The sequence below is a fragment of the Micromonospora sp. NPDC048170 genome (assembly GCF_040652795.1).
Taxonomy (GTDB): Bacteria; Actinomycetota; Actinomycetes; order Mycobacteriales; family Micromonosporaceae; genus Micromonospora.
In genome coordinates this window covers 32,571-48,827 of the sequence record NZ_JBEZMR010000039.1, presented here as the reverse complement: position 1 = coordinate 48,827, position 16,257 = coordinate 32,571, and the positions used below count along the sequence as shown (strand labels likewise).

The following is a 16,257-nucleotide window of genomic DNA, read 5'->3' as shown; positions in this document are numbered from 1 at the left end:
TAGACGGGCGGGGCTCCCCCCCCCCGCCCCCAACGACTACCACTGGAATAATCTGCGGGGCGGCTTGTCCCCGCCCCCCCGGGGGGGGGGGGGCCCCCACCGCCCCCGGCCCCCCCCACCACCGGCGTTCGGGCCGAGCCCCGGCTGGGCTGACCGGGCCGGGCCTGTCGGCGGGGCGACCGGGGTCGAGCGGGCCGTCAGGCGGTGACCGGCGCCGGATCAGGCCGGACCGGCCGGCCGCCAGCGGCGGCGGGCCCCGCGCGGCACGACGAGCGCCAACAGCGTCGCCAGGGCCACCACCGCACCGCTGATCCCGGCTACCAGCAGCGCCCGGTCCCGGGCCGTCGCCCGGCGGGCCTGCTGCGCCACCAGCGCCGGCTCGGCCCGGTCGTCGGCGAGCGCGGTGACCTGACGTACCCGCTCCGGCGTGCCGCCCCCGGTCTCGGTGACCGCCCGGTACGGGTTCAGCACCCCCGCGCCGTACCCGCCACCCCGGCCGTCGCCCGGGGCCGGATCGGCGGTCGCCACGATCCGCTGCGCCACCTGCGCCGCGGTCAGCTCCGGCCGGTACTGGCGCAGCAGCGCGGCGGTGGCCGCCACGAAGGGCGCCGCGTAGCTGGTGCCCTCGGCCCGGTGGTGGCCCTGACCGGGGGCGGCCATCAGCACGTCGCTGCCCGGGGCGACCAGGTCGACGTACGAGCCGGTCTGGGAGAACGGGGCGCGGGTGCCGTCCGCCCCGATCGCGCCCACCCCGAGCACCCCGTCGTACGCGGCCGGGTAGGGCCGGGGGTCCCCGGCGTCGTGCAGGTTTCCGGCGGCGGCCACCACGACCACGTCCCTGTCGACCGCGTAGCCGATCGCGGCCCGCACCGCCGGGGCGTCCGCGTACAGGACGACGGAGAGGTTGAGCACGTCCGCGTCGTGGTCGACCGCCCAGCGGACGGCGCGGGCGAAGTCCTCTGCGCTGACCGTGCGCCCCGACTCGCGTCCCTCGACCACCTGCTGCTCGCTGACCCGTACCGGCAGGATCCGGGCGCCCGGCGCCAGCCCACGGAACGCCACCCCGTCGCGGGGGACCGCGGCGATGACGCTCGCCACACCGGTGCCGTGGCCGGCGCAGTCCCGGCTGCCGTCGCCGCCCGGGTCGAGCAGGTCGGTGCCGTCGAGCACCCGGCCGGCCAGCTGCGGGTGCCGCCGGTCCACCCCCGAGTCGATCACCGCGACCGTCACGCCGGCGCCGGTGGCGAGTGGTGCCAGCCGCTCCGGGGCGTACCGCTGCTGGGGCCAGGGGGGTGCGGACACCGGCCGGACCGGGGCGAGGGGCGAGGGGCAGCCGGGGGCCGCGCGCACGGCGGTCGGCGCGAACACGGACCGACCGGCGAGGCCCGGGCCGGGGGTGGGTTCGGCCGGGCGGGCGGCGACCGCGGGGGCGGTCAGCAACGCCGTCGTGAGAGCGGCGAGAAGCGGGCGCGCGGGGGACCGGGACATCGACCGCCTCCGTATCGTGTCGACTCCGGAACGGGATGTTAGCGCCTCCGGCGACACCGGGCGCACCGCCGCCGGCCAGCGATTGTGACCTTGCTTCTACCTTGTAGGTTGTACGCGATACCTATGGCCTGTTCGCGGGAGGAGGGGTGGCCGTGACCGAGTGGGAGCCGGCCACCGACGCCGAAGCGGCGATGCGGGACGCGTTACGCGCCAACGACCAACAGCTCTACTTCCGCGTCCTGGCCCGGACCGAGTTGCTGCTGCCGGTCTCCGCCGAGGCGCTCGCGGGAACGGCGCCGGTGGGCTGGGGCACCTGGAGCACGGGTGGCCGCACCCACGTGCTGGCGTTCACCTCCGGCGCAGCCGTGCACGCCTGTCTCGGCGAGAACGGGAGCGCCGTCCGGCGCAGCACGTACGCCGACCTGGCCGACGGCTGGCCCAACCACGAGTGGTGGCTGGCGGTGAACCCCGGCCTGCCCATCGAGGGCTACCTGCCGGCCTGGTTCGTCGCCCAACTCTCCCGGGGCGACGTCCGGCTGCCCGGCCGCACCATGGGGGCGCGGGCCCGGCTGGAACGGGTGGAGACAGCCGCCCGGGCGCGGGCCCTCGCCGCCGGGCAGGACGCGCCGGGCGGGTCGGACACCGGGCCGACCACCGGCCTGAGCCGGTCCAACGGCACGCTCCGGCCCGAGCCCACGGTCGCATCGCCGACCGGCCGGGTTCCCGCACCTGCCCGACCCGGCCCGCCGTCGGAGCAGTCCCGCACGCCCGTCCCACCGGCGTTCCCGGCGGACCCGCTCGACCCGTGGCGCGGTGACCCGGCGGCCGGCGGGCCCGCGCGCTTCGATGCCGTGGCGGCCCCCGACCGGCTTCCGCCGCCGCGCTCCGCGCCGCTCACGGAGCGCCCGAGGGGCCTGCCGACGCCCGAGGCCCAGCCCCCGCCGTCGACGAACGGCCGTTCGGAGGGGGAGGCCCCGGAGCGGCCGAGCCGGTCGTTCTTCGAGCCGGCGTCCGGTCGGGCGGCGGCCAACCGGCAGGAGGCGCTGCGTTCCGGTGAGCGGGCCGCCCCGCCGCCCCGCCTCGCGTCCGGCAGCCAGCCGTTCCCGCGCCGCCGGCCGCTCGTGGAGCCGGTGCCGGAGGAGCCGACCCGCCCGATCCCGAACAACCCGACCGGCGGGGAGCCGACCCGGGCCTTCGCGGTGCCCGCTGCGGAGCCGACCCAGGCCTTCGCGGTGCCCGGTGCGGAACCGACGCAGCCCTTCGTGGTGCGCGGCACGGAGGCCACCCAGCCCTTGACCGTGCCCGGCGCGGAGGCCACCCAGGTGTTGCCGCCGCGGGGGCCCGACGGGGACGCCACCCGGGACCTCCGGGCCCCCGCTCCGGAGTCCGTCCCGCCACCGGCGTACGGCGGTCGTCGACCGGCGCCGGCCGAGGACGTCACCCAGGCACTGCCACGCCGGCAGCCCACCTCCGAACCGGTCGGGTCCGAGCCGGTGGCGGAGGCCTCGGGCGCGGAGCCGGTGTCCGGGCCGCCCGCCCCCCGGCGCGGATTCACGCCGATCGTCATCGAGGGCACCGTCGTGGAGTCGCGGGACTTCACCGGGCCGTCCGCCGACGAGCCTGCCCCGGCGGCCGACGAGACCGTCTCGCTGTTCGAGCCGGTCCGGCGACGGCGGGAGTCGGTGGGCGCGTCCGCCGCCTCGGTCGACGTCGCGCCCGCGCCGCCCGTCCCCGGCGTTCCGGCGGCGTCCGGACACCCGACCGCACCGGCCGACCCGGCGTGGCCGGGCGAGCCGGCGGCCTCCGGGGAGGAGGCCACCGCGCCCTTCGACCCGGCGTGGCCGGGCGTCCCGATGGAGCAGGGGGAGCCATCGGGGCAGGGGGAGCCGGCGACCGTCGCCGTACCCGTGTCCGCGCCGACGCCGCACGATGCCGCCGCGGAGGAGGTCGCGCCGACAGCGCCGGCCTCGGCCGATGTCGGCGTTCCCGACGTCGAGCCCGCCGCGCTGGCCGCGGACCACGGGCCGGTCGCCGACGAGCCGACGACGGAGGCCGGGAGCGGTCGTACCGTCGAGGACGTGCCGTCGGATGCCGTGCCGGTCGGCTTCCAGCCGGCCAACGAGGTCGAGGAGGACCTGCTCGACGCCGCCGGCGCCGGCAGCACCGACACCTTCCTGTCCACCCTGCTGCTGGCGCGCGTGCTGTTGCCGGTGGCCGCCGACTCCGCGCCGGGCAGCCGGCCCGGCGAGCCCGGCTTCGTCTGGCGTACGGAGGAACTGGACGGCGAGACGTTCGTCGTGGTGCACACCTCGCCGGAGCGGCTCGCCGACCACACCGACGCGACGGTCGAGACCATCGAGGTCAGGTTCGTCCAGTTGATCCGCCGCTGGCCGGACGAGTGCTGGTCGTTCGCGGTCAACCCGGGCACCCCCGTCGGGGCGAAGCTGCCCGGTGAGCAGATCGTCGGGCTGGCCAACTGGGCGGCCGAGGTGGGGCTCGGCGACGACACCGAGACCGAGCCGCCGGCCGCCGAGGAACCGGTCAGCCGCCCCCGCTACGACCCGCCCGCACCCGACCCGGCGCGCCCGACCGTGATGCAGAAGGCGATCGCCCCCAGCCAGCTCGCGTACTACCTGGAGCGGGGCTACGACCGGGTCTCCGGCTTCGTGCACCGGGCCGGCGAACTGGCCCACCTCACCACCCCGGCCCAGTTGAGCGACGCGCTCGGCCTCGGCTACCCGGACTCCCCCTTCGCGCGGGACGCCGAGGAGATCTACGTGCTGCGCTGGCCGGCGCACCGGCCGAGCCTCTACCGGATCCCGTACGGCGGGCAGAACGAGGCCGCCATGCGGGCCATGGAGGGCTGGGTCATCGAGCGACCGCCGTTCCGGGGCAACGGGTTCGCGCCGGGCGAGAGCAGCGACGTGGTGGCGGAGTTCAAGGTGGACAGCGCCCGGCTGCCGCACGGCGCGCAGCTGTGGCGGATCGGCGCGGACGGCACCGAGCGGGTGGTCGCCATCCTCGACACGGACGCGCTGCGGTGGCGACAGGTCGGTGAGCAGTGACGCGGGACGGCTACGTGGCCCGTTGGCAGGGCCGGGAATACCAGGCGAGCCCGGACGGCGACGACGTCCGGCTGTACCAGCCGGAGCCGGGCGAGGGCTTCGAGGAGATCCGCCCCGGCCGGTACGTCCGGGTGCTGCCGGCCGCCGAGATCGACCTGGCGTACGTGCGGACCACCTGCACCTGGCAGGGGCAGCCGTTCATCGTCCTCGGTGAGCACGACGGCTGGCTGCGGGTGGAGTACACCGGTGGGCGCTGGCCGGTGGCCCGGGCGATGGGGCTGGAGGTCTTCGACTTCGGCGTCTACCAGGGCTGGGCGCCCGCCGCCGAGGTTGCCGACCTGCGCGAGCAGCGGGTCTGAGTCAGGACTTCGCCCAGCGCAGGATCTCGCCCAGCACCACGTCGCCGGCCTCCACGTGCGGGAAGTGCCCGACGCCGTCCAGGAGCCGCCACTCGTAGGGCGCCACCACGTACCGGCCGGAGCCCTGGGCGGTGCGCGGCAGGGAGGCCTCGTCCAGCGCGCCGTGCAGTTGGAGGGTGGGCGTGACGAGCGGCTTCTGCATCAGCCGGACGAAGCGGTAGCCGTGCAGGCGGAGCACCGAGCGGAACGCCCAGCGGTAGCCCTCCAGCGCGCAGAACGCCGCCTGCGGGATGCGCATGGCCTCCCGGCACCGCTGCGCGTACGCCTCGAAGTCAGGCCCGCCGACCCAGCGCGGCCCGCCCCAGCGGCGCAACATCTCCTCCACGGCCGCCGCGTCGTCGCGGGTCAGCACGTGCTCGTAGCGGGGTAGCTGGAACTTCAGGGTGGGCGTGGCGGCGGCGAACTGCCCGCGCGGGTCGGCGAAGATGGCGGCCCGGAGCCGGAGCGGGTGGGGAGCGCCGAGCACCACCAGCCGGCGGACCAGCGACGGGTGGAACGACGCCACCGTCCAGCCGATCATGCCGCCGATGCCGGTGCCCACCACGGTGGCGGACCGTTCGCCGAGGGCCCGGATCAGTCCGGCGACGTCGGCCGCCAGCGTGTAGCCGTCGTACCCCCGGGGCGGCTTGTCGCTGGCGCCGTAGCCGCGCAGGTCGACCGCGACGGCCCGGAAGCCGGCACCGGCGATCGCCGGCAGCATCTCGTGCCAGGCCCACCAGTGCTCGGGGAAGCCGTGCAGGAAGAGCACCATCGGGCCGGTGCCGGCCTCCACGACGTGGAAGCGGCTGCCGTTGGCGCCGACGAACCGGTGCGTCCACGGCCCCTCGGTAAGGACGCAGGACTCGTCGACGGGCCCGCCGCGCTGCTCGGTCATGCCAGACAGCCTAGGACCCCGGCGCAGGCCGGCAAGTGGCCGGCGGAAAGGGCGATGCCCGGGCAGGTGACCTGCCCGGGCATCGCGTGGTGGTGCGGGATCAGTGGATCAGGAGATACGGATCTTGGTGTTGAGACCGTTCTTCTCCAGGACCTTGATCTTGGTGCCGGTGGCCGGGAGCTTGACGCCGTGGTTCGGCAGCTCCGGGAACCAGTACTGCTGGGTGTCGTCGAACAGCGGCTGCGCGGCCTGGCCACGGATGTACTGCGGCTGGCTGTTGAGGTGCAGCGTGAACGAGTCGGCCTTCTTCAGACCGAACGTCGCGTCGTACATCTGGACGCGGGAGCGCCAGGCCTGGCCGGTCAGGTTGTAGATCGGCCGCGGGTGCGCGTCGATGATCATGTTGCGACCCTCGCCCGGGTGCGCGAACGTGTCGTTGTCCGCCCAGCGGGTGTTCCAGTAGGAGATCAGCAGACCCTCCTGGTACGCGTAGTGGTCCACGTAGTCCGGGCGGGTGTTCGAGTAACCGAAGAAGTACGGGCCGGTCTTCAGGTACTTGTCGTACGAGATGTACTGCCGGGTGCCCGCGATGTAGTAGTTGTCGTACGCCTTGGTGTAGCTCGCCTCGGCGATCTCGAAACCGGCGGCGAGCGTCCAGCCGGCGGCACCGGCCTCGGCACCGTCGGAGAGGACGGTCTGGCCGTCGGCGGTCACGGTGATCGCGTCACCGTAGAAGCCACCGTCGGAGACACCACCGTCGGTCTGGTAGCGGAGCCGGAACTGCGCGACCTTGCCCGCCGCCACGTCCAGCGGGACGGCGACGTCGACCCACTGGCCGTTGCTGCTGCCGTCCAGCGCGAAGCGGCCGGCGGAGATCTCCTTGAGCGGCTGGCCGTTGGCCGTGCCGGGCAGGGTGGACCAGCTCTGGCCGCCGTCCAGCGACACCTCGAAGAACAGGTAGTCGTAGTCGGCCTCGATGTTGTAGCGGCCCTTCAACGACAGCGCCGCCGACGACTTCCCGGTGAGGTCGAGCGTCCGGGTCATCGAGCTGTTGAGGTCGTCCTGGTTGCCGGAGAAGAACTGCTTGCTCCCCGCGAACGGCGCGCCGTGGTCGAACGTGTAGTCCCGCTTGGGGAGCACCACGACGACGCCCTGGGCCTCGTTGGTGTTGTACTCCTGCGGGCCGAGGGTCATGGTGCGCTTCTGCCCCGCGACGACCACCTCGTAGTCGAGCCAGCCGAGCTGGAGCTTGTTCCACGCGCCGAGGTCGCCACCGCGGTCGCCGATGCCGGCGTCGTTCTTGGCGCCGAGCCGGCTCTGGGCCATCAGGGTCCAGTGCTCGTTGTTGTTGTCCCCACCACTGATGACGTTGTAGTCGTCCGGCAGCCCGAGGTCGTGGGCGTACTCGTGGTAGAAGACGCTCCGGCCACCGTTCTCGGGCTGGATCGTGTAGTCACCGATCCAGAGGCCGGTGTTGCCGATCTGGGTGCCGCCGAGCGGGTTGCCGACCGGGCCGGTCGAGCCCTGGTCGGACGCGAAGGCGTACCAGCGGTGGCTCCAGATGGCGTCCTCGCCCTGGTACGGGTCGCCGTCGGCCTCGTCGCCACCGGAGTGGACGATCTGGAAGTGGTCGATGTAGCCGTCCGGCTCGTTGAAGTTGCCGTCCGAGTCGTGGTCGTACCGGTCCCACTGGTCCATCGCCGAGAGCTCGGTGGCGATCTGGGCGTCGGTGCGGCCGGCGGCCTTCTGGTCGGCGACCCACTGGTTGGCGGCGTCGCGGACCAGCGCCCAGGTGTTGGTGCAGACGTTCGAGCCGCACGGGTAGCCGCCGGAGCGGCCGTAGCGGGCCTCGTTGTACTGGACCTTCACCCAGTCGGTGACGGTGCCGTCGACGCTGTAGCGACCCGAGGACTGCGCCTCGAAGTACTGCTTCACCGACTCGCCACCGGGCTCGGTGCCGAAGTAGAGCTTGCGGAAGTAGTCGGCGTTGTAGTCGGCCTGCCACACGGTCGAGTTGTCCACGGCCCGGTTGGGCTCGGGGATCTCGTTGTGCAGCGGACCGTCGAACCGGGTCGGGCCGGGGGTGTCCGGGTCGGTGTCCTGGTCCGGGTAGTTCGGGTGCCGCTGGTTGCCGAACTCGGCCAGGATGACGAAGATCCGGTCGGTCTTCTCCCGGGAGAGCTCGACGTACTGGTCCTCGGTCTGGCTGGCGGCGTTGGCCCGGGTCGAGCGGGCGTTGGCGCCCTGGGCCTGGGTCTTGCCGACCTTGACGACCTTGCTGCCGTTGATGTTCTGCGGCTTGGACCGGCCGGACAGGACGTCGCTCAGGCCCTCCTGGCGCAGGGCGCGACGCTTCTCCTCCAGCGGGTTCGGCAGGTCGTGGTCGGGGGCCGGCTCGGCGGCCGACGGAGCGGCCGCCGGCAACTTCAGCTGCGGCGCGGCGCTGGCGGGCGTGCTGACCACCAGTCCCGTCGCCGTCAGCGAAAGCCCGAGCAGACCCACTGCGACTTTGCGCACGTGGTACCTCCGGTGTGAGGGAACCGGCCCAACGGGGGTACGGGCCGGAAGATCGGTCCACTGATGGGACCAATGGTGAAGATAGACACTCGTGTGACCGGTGGGAAGATGCATACGTCGATTTGTTGCAAAGTTTTGTTGAGAACGCTTTCCACCGTCACATCAGACCGTTCGGCGCCCACCGTGAGCAGCGCGCATGGCCTTCGATGGGAAAGAAGAGACGGTTTTCGATAGAGCGGTCGCGTACGCGAAAAGTGGGGCCGGCGGCGGTGACGCCACCGGCCCCAACGGATGCCCGATGGTGAGTTACTGCGGTCAGTTCCTCGCGGGGGTGACGTACACGGTGGCGTACGAGTTGTCCTTCGCGGCGCGCTTGATGGTGATCGTCACGCCGTAGGACACACCCTGGTCGCCGGGGTTGCCGGTGCCCAGCACGATGTTGCTGCCCAGGGAGACCCCGTAGTAGGACGGCGCGGGCGTACCGTCCGGGTTGGTGACCCGGGTCGTGTACGGCGCGTTGCCCTTCGACGGGATGACCACCGAGGCGTCACTGTCCCGCGCGTACGGCGAGCCGTCGCGCATCTCGATGCCCGGGTACCAGCCCTTCGCGTCCGTGAAGGACGGCACCGCCGGCTGGGCGCCGAACTTGGTGCAGTACTCGCTGTACGGCTCGTCCGCCGCCTCCAGGCACTCGGTGAAGGGGTACGTGGGCTTGAGCGAGAAGGCCGCGTTCGCGGACTGCGGGCGGCTGGGCAGGTTGTCCAGCACCGACGGGTCCTTGACGGCCGCCTCGCCCTTGCGGCGGTACGGGTCGAAGTGCGAGTCGACGATCAGCAGACCGCCCTTGGCGCCGTAGCTGGGCAGCGCGGTGAGCTGCGCCGTCGTGTGGTTGACGTCGCCCAGCGCGGTGTCCCGGTACCAGACCAGCATGCCCGGGGCGTTGTAGGAGATCCGGTCGACCTTCCACGCCTCGTGCGAGTACACGGTGTCGTAGCCGTACTTCAGGCCCTTGTCGAAGCCGTCGAAGTTGCGCCACTCGGCCAGGTAGTAGTGCGCCTGGACGGAGGTGCCGGTGTTGATGGTCCAGCCCTGGCCGGTGGTGTCGACGAAGGTGCCGCCGGTCGCCGTCCAGCCGTTGGCCCCGCTCTCGACGTCGTCGCTCCACGTGGTGGCGCCGCCGCCGGTCACCGAGAAGTCGTCGGCGAACCAGCCGCGCTCCGCGAACGCCTCGTCCGTGGCGTAGCGGAGCCGGACCTGCACGGTCTGCCCGGCGTACGCCGACAGGTCGACGTAGTCGTGCCGCCAGCCGTGGGTGTCACCGGTGAGGCCGTACTTCTTGTTGCCGAAGTCGACCATCCGGCCGTTCGGGTCGGCGTAGCCGTCGTTCGTGGTGACGAGGTTGCCGGCCGCGTCGTAGACCTTCTGCTCGGTCCAGGTGGTGCCGCCGTCGGTGGAGACCTCGACGAAACCGAAGTCCCAGTCGGCCTCGATGACGAAGTTGTTCCACATCCAGAACTTCGCGTCGGCCGCCGCCGGCACGGCCACCTGGCGGGCGATCTTGACGTCCGCCCAGTCCTGGTCGGCGCCCGAGTACCACATGTTCGCGCCGCTGTGCGGCGTGGCCAGCGTGATCACCTTGTTCGGCAGGTCGACCTTGATGCCGTCCTCGGTGTGCTTCGGGGTGCGCGAGGTCTGGCCCAACTTGACGGTGCGCGGGTCGGAGCCCGGAGCGAGGGTCACCGGGTCGGCCCAGCCGAGCACCCACTTGTCCCACAGGCCCATGTGCGTCGGCAGCGCCTGGAAGATCTCACCGGAGTGCGAGCCCGAGGCCATCAGGTCCCAGAAGTCGACGTCCGAGTCGGCGTTGCCGGAGGTGTCGTAGAGGTCCGGCAGACCCAGGTCGTGGCCGAACTCGTGGGCGAAGACGCCGACGCCGGCGTCCTCCGGCTGCACGATGTAGTTCGACACCTGGAGGTTGGTGCCGGGGATGGTGTAGCCGCCGGTGACCGTCGACGAGTGCGCCCAGACGGCGTACGTGCCCTCGGCGCCGCCGCCGCGGGACTTGCCCTGCCCGGCGTGCACCAGCACCAGGTGGTCGATCACGCCGTCCGGCTCGAAGAGGTTGCCGTCGCCGTCGCGGTCGGCCTGGTCCTCGATGTCGTAGTCGGCCCACGGGAAGTTCGGGTCCATCGCGGCCAGCGCGTCGATCGCGTCGGTGGCGAGCCGGCCCGCGCCCTGCGGGTTGTCCGGGTGGCCGTTCATCGACTGCTGGCGGCCGGCGACCCAGTTGCCGTTCTCGTCCTGGAAGCAGCGCGAGGCGGCGTACCAGCCCTCGGAGTGCGGGACGGTGATCCACGGGCTGGCCTGCCCGTCGACCGTGTACGCGCCCTTGGACATCTCCAGGTACATGTTGTGCATCGTGCGGCCGGTCAGGTCGATGCCCTGCCTGCCGTCCGGACCCTTCAGGTCCTTGCGGACCCGCTCGGTGAGGCCCTTCTTGGTGTAGAGCATCTTGTTGTAGTGGGTGGGCGAGAAGTCCGGCACCCACATCGAGTTGTTGTCCTCGTGCGGCAGGCTCGCCGGGTTCGGGATGTTGTTGTGCCGGGGCCCGTTCTGCACGGTGCCGGGGACACAGGTCCGGTCCTCGAAGACCGTCCGGGGGACCATGACGTCGGTGAAGTCGTCGTTCGCCTGGTCGTTGAACTCCACCAGCAGGGTCAGCAGCTTGGCGGTCTGGGTGGCCGGGGCCTTCTTGATGTTCCGCGGGCTCTTGCCCGTCTTGATCGCCTTGGCCTCGTGCTTCGCGAGCTGCTCGGCCGCGACCGGATTACCGCGGGCGTACTTGCGGTCGAAGGCGCGTGCGTCCTCGACCGCCGGGGCGTAGACGCCACCCTTGCCCTTGACCTCGCGACCGCTGCTGTCCGGCTGGACGGCGGGCTCGGCGTAGTTGATGTAGTACTCGTCCGCCCCGATCGTGGCGCGGGCGGGGCCGGACTCTGCCACCGCCGCGCTGCCCGTCACGGTCAGTGACGTGGCGGCGAGTGCGAGGGCGGGCAGCGCGACGAGTAGGCGTCGACGCGGCCCGGATTGCGGATTTCTGTTCATTCCGCTCCGTTTCTCGGGCAGGGGGAGGAGGAAGTCGGCCCCGCGCTTCATCGATGCGACGGCCATCGAAACGGGTCGACTTGCGTGAACCTAAATCAGAAAGAAGGCGAACGACAGGGGTCGACGTCTGCCTGTGTCCGTTCAGCTTCTCTCGGCTCACCCGACCGACCGATGTGACAGTGCGCACCCGGCCGGTCGACCGCCCGTAAGAAACGACGATGGGTGACGGTCCGCGCGGGACCGCCACCCATCGGCCGTACGACTGTCGTCAGTCCTCGTCGGACTTGCCGCCGCCCATACCGGACGAGATCAGGTCCATCACGGACGAATCCTGGAGCGTGGTGACGTCGCCGAGCGAGCGGTTCTCCGCCACGTCCCGCAGCAACCGGCGCATGATCTTGCCCGAGCGGGTCTTCGGCAGCTCCGGCACCAGCATGATCTGCCGGGGCTTGGCGATCGGGCCGAGCGTCTTCGCCACGTGGTTGCGCAGCTCGGCGATGAGCTTCTCACCGGCCTCGCCGGCCGTGTCCGTGGTGCCGCGCGGGATGGCGAACGCGACGATGGCCTGCCCGGTGGTCGGGTCGGTCGCGCCGACCACCGCCGCCTCGGCCACCGACGGGTGGGAGACCAGCGCCGACTCCACCTCGGTCGTGGAGATGTTGTGCCCGGACACCAGCATCACGTCGTCGACGCGGCCGAGCAGCCAGACGTGCCCGTCGTCGTCCTTCTTCGCGCCGTCCCCGGCGAAGTACATGCCCTCGAACCGCGACCAGTACGTCTCGATGAACCGGTTGTCGTCGCCCCAGATGGTGCGCAGCATCGACGGCCACGGCTCGCGCAGCACCAGGTAGCCCCCGCCGCCGTTCGGCACCGACTGGCCCTGGTCGTCGACCACGTCGGCGACGATCCCGGGCAGCGGCGTCATCGCGGAACCGGGCTTGGTCGCCGTCACGCCGGGCAGCGGCGAGATCATGATCGCCCCGGTCTCGGTCTGCCACCAGGTGTCCACGATGGGCAGCTCACCCCGGCCGACGTGCTGCCTGTACCACATCCACGCCTCGGGGTTGATCGGCTCGCCCACGCTGCCGAGCAGCCGCAGCGAGGACAGGTCGTAGCCGGCCGGGATGTCCTCGCCCCACTTCATCATCGTGCGGATGAGCGTCGGGGCGGTGTAGAGGATGCTGACCTTGTACTTGTCGACGATCTCCCAGAACCGGCCCTTGTGCGGGGTGTCCGGGGTGCCCTCGTACATCACCTGCGTGGCGCCGTTGGAGAGCGGGCCGTAGACGATGTAGGAGTGCCCGGTGACCCAGCCGATGTCGGCGGTGCACCAGTAGACGTCCGTCTCCGGCTTCAGGTCGAAGACCGCGTGCGTCGTGTACGACGTCTGGGTCAGGTAACCGCCGGTGGTGTGCAGGATGCCCTTCGGGCGGGCCGTCGTGCCGCTGGTGTAGAGGATGAACAGCGGGTGCTCGGCGTCGAAGGGCTGCGCGGCGTGCTCGGCCGCCGCGGTCTCCACCGTCTCGTGCCACCAGCGGTCCCTGCCCGACCAGGCGACCTCCTCGCCGGTACGGCGCACCACCAGCACGTGCTCGACCGACGGGCAGTTCGCCACCGCCTCGTCCACGGTCGGCTTCAGCGCCGACGGCTTGCCCCGGCGGTAGCCGCCGTCGGCGGTGATCACCACCTTCGCGCTGGCGTCCTGGATCCGGTTGGTCAGCGCGTCGGCGGAGAAACCGCCGAAGACCACGCTGTGCGTGGCGCCGATCCGGGCGCAGGCCAGCATCGCGACCGCCGCCTCCGGAACCATCGGCAGGTAGATCGCCACCCGGTCGCCCGCGGTGACGCCCAGGTCGGTCAGGGCGTTCGCCGCCTGGCAGGTCAGCCTGTGCAGGTCCGCGTACGTGATGGTGCGGGTGTCGCCCGGCTCACCCTCCCAGTGGATGGCGACCTTGTCGCCCAGACCGGCCTCGACGTGCCGGTCCAGGCAGTTGTACGCCACGTTGAGCTGCCCGCCGACGAACCACTTCGCGAACGGCGGCTTCGACCAGTCGAGCACCTGGTCCCACTGCCTCGCCCAGGTCAGCCGCCCGGCCTGCCGCTCCCAGAACGCCAACCGGTCGGCATCGGCCTCCGCGTACGCGTCGGCGGTGACGTTGGCGTTCGCGGCGAGTTCGGCCGGCGGCGGGAACTGGCGAGTCTCGTTCAGCAGATTGGCCAATGCCTCGCTCATGCCGTGCTCCCTCGTCGCTCAGGTGACCTGCATCTCTCTCGACACGAGGTTAGTCGGGACCCGGAGCGCGGGCGACCACCGGTCCGTCCGGCGCGCGCCGAGCGGCCCCCGCCAAGCGCCGGACGGCGATCCCGGTGCAAGGAAGGGCACCTGGTTGACGCTTTCTGTAGAGGAAGGGCCCCTTCCTGACGAAAGCGCAGGGTGGCGATGGTCGCTTCCGGGCGGCTCGTCGGCGGGTTGCGCGGGGCAGTCGATAGCGTGACGGGGTGACCGCCGATCCGCTCGCCCCGCTGCTCGCACTCGCCGACATCGCCCTCGCCGTGGATCAGGCCCGCGAGCGGTTCGACCAGGCGCTGGGGCACCGCGCGCTGCGCCGCCACGGCGGCCAGGTCGCGGCCGAGGTCAGCCTCCGGTCCGCGGTGGCCAGCGCAGCCCTCGAGGGGTACGCCCGCGAGCGCGAGGCGGTCCGCGCCGGAACGGTGACCGAGCCGGTGGTGCAGGGCGCGCTACGGGTCGCCGGGGCGCTGCCGGGGCTGACCGAGCTGTGGCCCAGGGCGCCCCGGCAGGCGCTGGCCAGGCTGCACGTGCTCGCCGCCCGCGACGTCGTCGGCGAGGCCGAACTGGGCCGGCCGGTGGCCGACCCGGTCGTGGCCGCCCGGCTGGACGGGCTGTCCGGGCTCGTCGCCGGCGGCACGAAGGTCTCGCCGCTGGTGCTGGCCGCGGTCGTCCACGGCGAACTGCTGAACCTGCGCCCCTTCGCCGGGCCGTCCGGCGTGGTGGCCCGGGGTGCCGCCCGGCTGGTGCTGCTGTCCAGCGGGCTCGACCCGCGCGGCCTGCTCGCCGTGGACGTCGGTCACCACGAACGCGAGCCCGAGTACGTCGGCTCCGCCGGCGCCTTCGCCACCGGCACCCCGGACGGCCTGCGCTCCTGGCTGCGTCACTACATGGCGGCGGTGGAGGTCGGCGCCGACCAGCTCACCGCCATCGGCGACGAGGTCCTCGCGGCAGCCTGACCGTCGCGCCGGAGCCGATCGCCAGCCGACGCGCGGTCGCCTCGTCGAGGCACGGTCCGGCCTGGCTGTCCGGCCGCCCGCGGGCGGTGTCGTTCCGGTTCAGGCGGGTGCGGCGGTGGCGCGGGTGCGGCGGTGGCGGCCGTACCAGGCGATGCCGATGGCGACACCCACGCCCACCCCCAGCGCTGCGGCGGCGACCGGGACGGCCGGGCGCTCACGCAGTCGCCGGCCCAGTGGGATCGGGTGCCGGAACTCCAGCACCGGCCAGGAGTTCTCGACCGCGAGCCGGCGCAGCTGCCGGTCCGGGTTGACCACCGAGGGGTGGCCGACGCACTCCAGCAGCGGCCGATCGCTGTACGAGTCGGAGTAGGCGTACGAGTCGGCCAGGTCGTAGCCACGCTCGGCGGCCAACTCGCCGACCGCGTCGACCTTCCTCGGGCCGGCCGCGTAGAACTCGACCTCGCCGCTGTAACGGCCGTCCACCACGCCCATCCGGGTGGCGATGACGTCGGTGACTCCGAGCAGCACGCCGATCGGCCGGACCATCTCCTCGCCGGAGGCGGAGACCAGGACGACATCCCGGCCGGCGGCCTGGTGCTCCTCGATGAGGGCGGCGGCCTCGGCGTACACGTAAGGATTGATCAGCTCGTGCAGTGTCTCCGCGACGATCTGGCGGACCTGTTCCACCTGCCAGCCCTTGCAGAGAGCGGCGAGATAGTCCCTGGTCCTGGCCATGGTCTGCTCGTCGGTGCCGCCCAGCCGGAACATCAGCTGCGCGTACGCCGACTTGACCACGTCACGCCGGGTGATCAGGCCGTCCCGGTAGAACGGCCGACCGAACGCCAGGGCGCTCGACTTGGCGATGACGGTCTTGTCCAGATCGAAGAAAGCGGCACCTCGGCCCACGGCGCGAAAGTCTAGCCGGATGGTCTATGGTCGGCGGGTGCCCGGGGCCCGTTGACCCCTCGGACCTGCGGGCCGGCCCCTGCCACCTTCGCGCACCGTGACGATGGTCACACCCTGCGAACATAATTTCGCAGGGAGTGGAGACGGCGCCACTCGACGTATACAGGTTCGCTCAGGCAGACTTGTCGACGCGACGAGCGTTCACATCTCGTACGACAGTCAGACCCTCGGCGGTTGCACCCCCCGTGACCGCTGAGTGGGTTCGGCTCACCCCCCCCGGAGCCGAACCTCCGACGACCCCCGTCTCCCCCCGACGGGGGTCGTCCCTTTCTCTGCCAGAGCGCTCCGGCGCAGGTCACAGGCCATCTCCCTCCTCGTGGATGGCGTCTTTCGAAAGGCGGATGCCGACCGGAGGCAGCAGGGAAACAGCGGAGTTGTCGAAGGCGGTCAGGGACGCGCGCGGCGTAGTCGTCCGGGGTGTGCTGATAACGATTCGGCGTCGTGAGCACTGCTCGTGCCCGTGACGCGCTGCACCACGTTGATCGGGACGCCGTCGGTCCGGGTCTTCGCGGTCCGCTTGTGGCAGTTCAGAACTTGGCGAGGGCGGGCGGGTCATCTCGCCGACCAGCAGGCATCA

General features: G+C 72.2%; 9 protein-coding genes. 3 read left to right on the top strand and 6 right to left on the bottom strand.

The features are described from left to right. Window positions 1–219: 219 nt before the first annotated feature. Window positions 220–1,488 carry a type VII secretion-associated serine protease mycosin gene (gene mycP / locus AB0D32_RS29850; RefSeq protein ID WP_357097349.1) on the bottom strand — a complete coding sequence of 423 codons (1,269 nt, stop codon included), beginning with the start codon at window positions 1,486–1,488 and terminating at the stop codon, window positions 220–222. Between the two features lie 152 nt (window positions 1,489–1,640). Between mycP and AB0D32_RS29845 the strand changes: the two genes are divergently transcribed. Together AB0D32_RS29845 and AB0D32_RS29840 are read left to right on the top strand one after the other, a co-directional pair. Continuing rightward, entirely contained in the window at window positions 1,641–4,553 is a 2,913-nt protein-coding gene (locus AB0D32_RS29845; RefSeq protein ID WP_357097347.1) for an SseB family protein, read from the top strand. After that, window positions 4,550–4,912 carry a hypothetical protein gene (locus AB0D32_RS29840; RefSeq protein WP_357097345.1) on the top strand — a complete coding sequence of 121 codons (363 nt, stop codon included), beginning with the start codon at window positions 4,550–4,552 and terminating at the stop codon, window positions 4,910–4,912. Before AB0D32_RS29845 ends, AB0D32_RS29840 begins: the two co-directional genes overlap by 4 nt. Before the next feature lies 1 nt (window position 4,913). Here AB0D32_RS29840 and AB0D32_RS29835 read toward each other — a convergent pair whose 3' ends face one another. From AB0D32_RS29835 to acs, 4 genes are all read right to left on the bottom strand, one after another. Then, entirely contained in the window at window positions 4,914–5,846 is a 933-nt protein-coding gene (locus tag AB0D32_RS29835) for an alpha/beta hydrolase (protein ID WP_357097343.1), read from the bottom strand. Between the two features lie 108 nt (window positions 5,847–5,954). After that, window positions 5,955–8,348, bottom strand: a complete 2,394-nt coding sequence (locus tag AB0D32_RS29830; protein WP_357097362.1) for an immune inhibitor A domain-containing protein — start codon at window positions 8,346–8,348, stop codon at window positions 5,955–5,957. 330 nt (window positions 8,349–8,678) lie between these two features. Further along, window positions 8,679–11,468: an immune inhibitor A domain-containing protein gene (locus AB0D32_RS29825; protein WP_357097340.1), complete on the bottom strand. Its 2,790-nt coding sequence runs from the start codon at window positions 11,466–11,468 to the stop codon at window positions 8,679–8,681. Between the two features lie 268 nt (window positions 11,469–11,736). After that, window positions 11,737–13,701, bottom strand: coding sequence for an acetate--CoA ligase (gene acs / locus AB0D32_RS29820; protein WP_357097338.1), 1,965 nt, complete (start codon window positions 13,699–13,701; stop codon window positions 11,737–11,739). Between the two features lie 266 nt (window positions 13,702–13,967). On the opposite strand from acs, the gene AB0D32_RS29815 reads away from it, so the two are divergent. Continuing rightward, entirely contained in the window at window positions 13,968–14,714 is a 747-nt protein-coding gene (locus AB0D32_RS29815; protein ID WP_357097336.1) for an oxidoreductase, read from the top strand. 99 nt (window positions 14,715–14,813) lie between these two features. Here AB0D32_RS29815 and AB0D32_RS29810 read toward each other — a convergent pair whose 3' ends face one another. After that, window positions 14,814–15,620, bottom strand: a complete 807-nt coding sequence (locus AB0D32_RS29810; RefSeq protein ID WP_357097334.1) for an HAD-IB family hydrolase — start codon at window positions 15,618–15,620, stop codon at window positions 14,814–14,816. Window positions 15,621–16,257 lie beyond the last annotated feature (637 nt).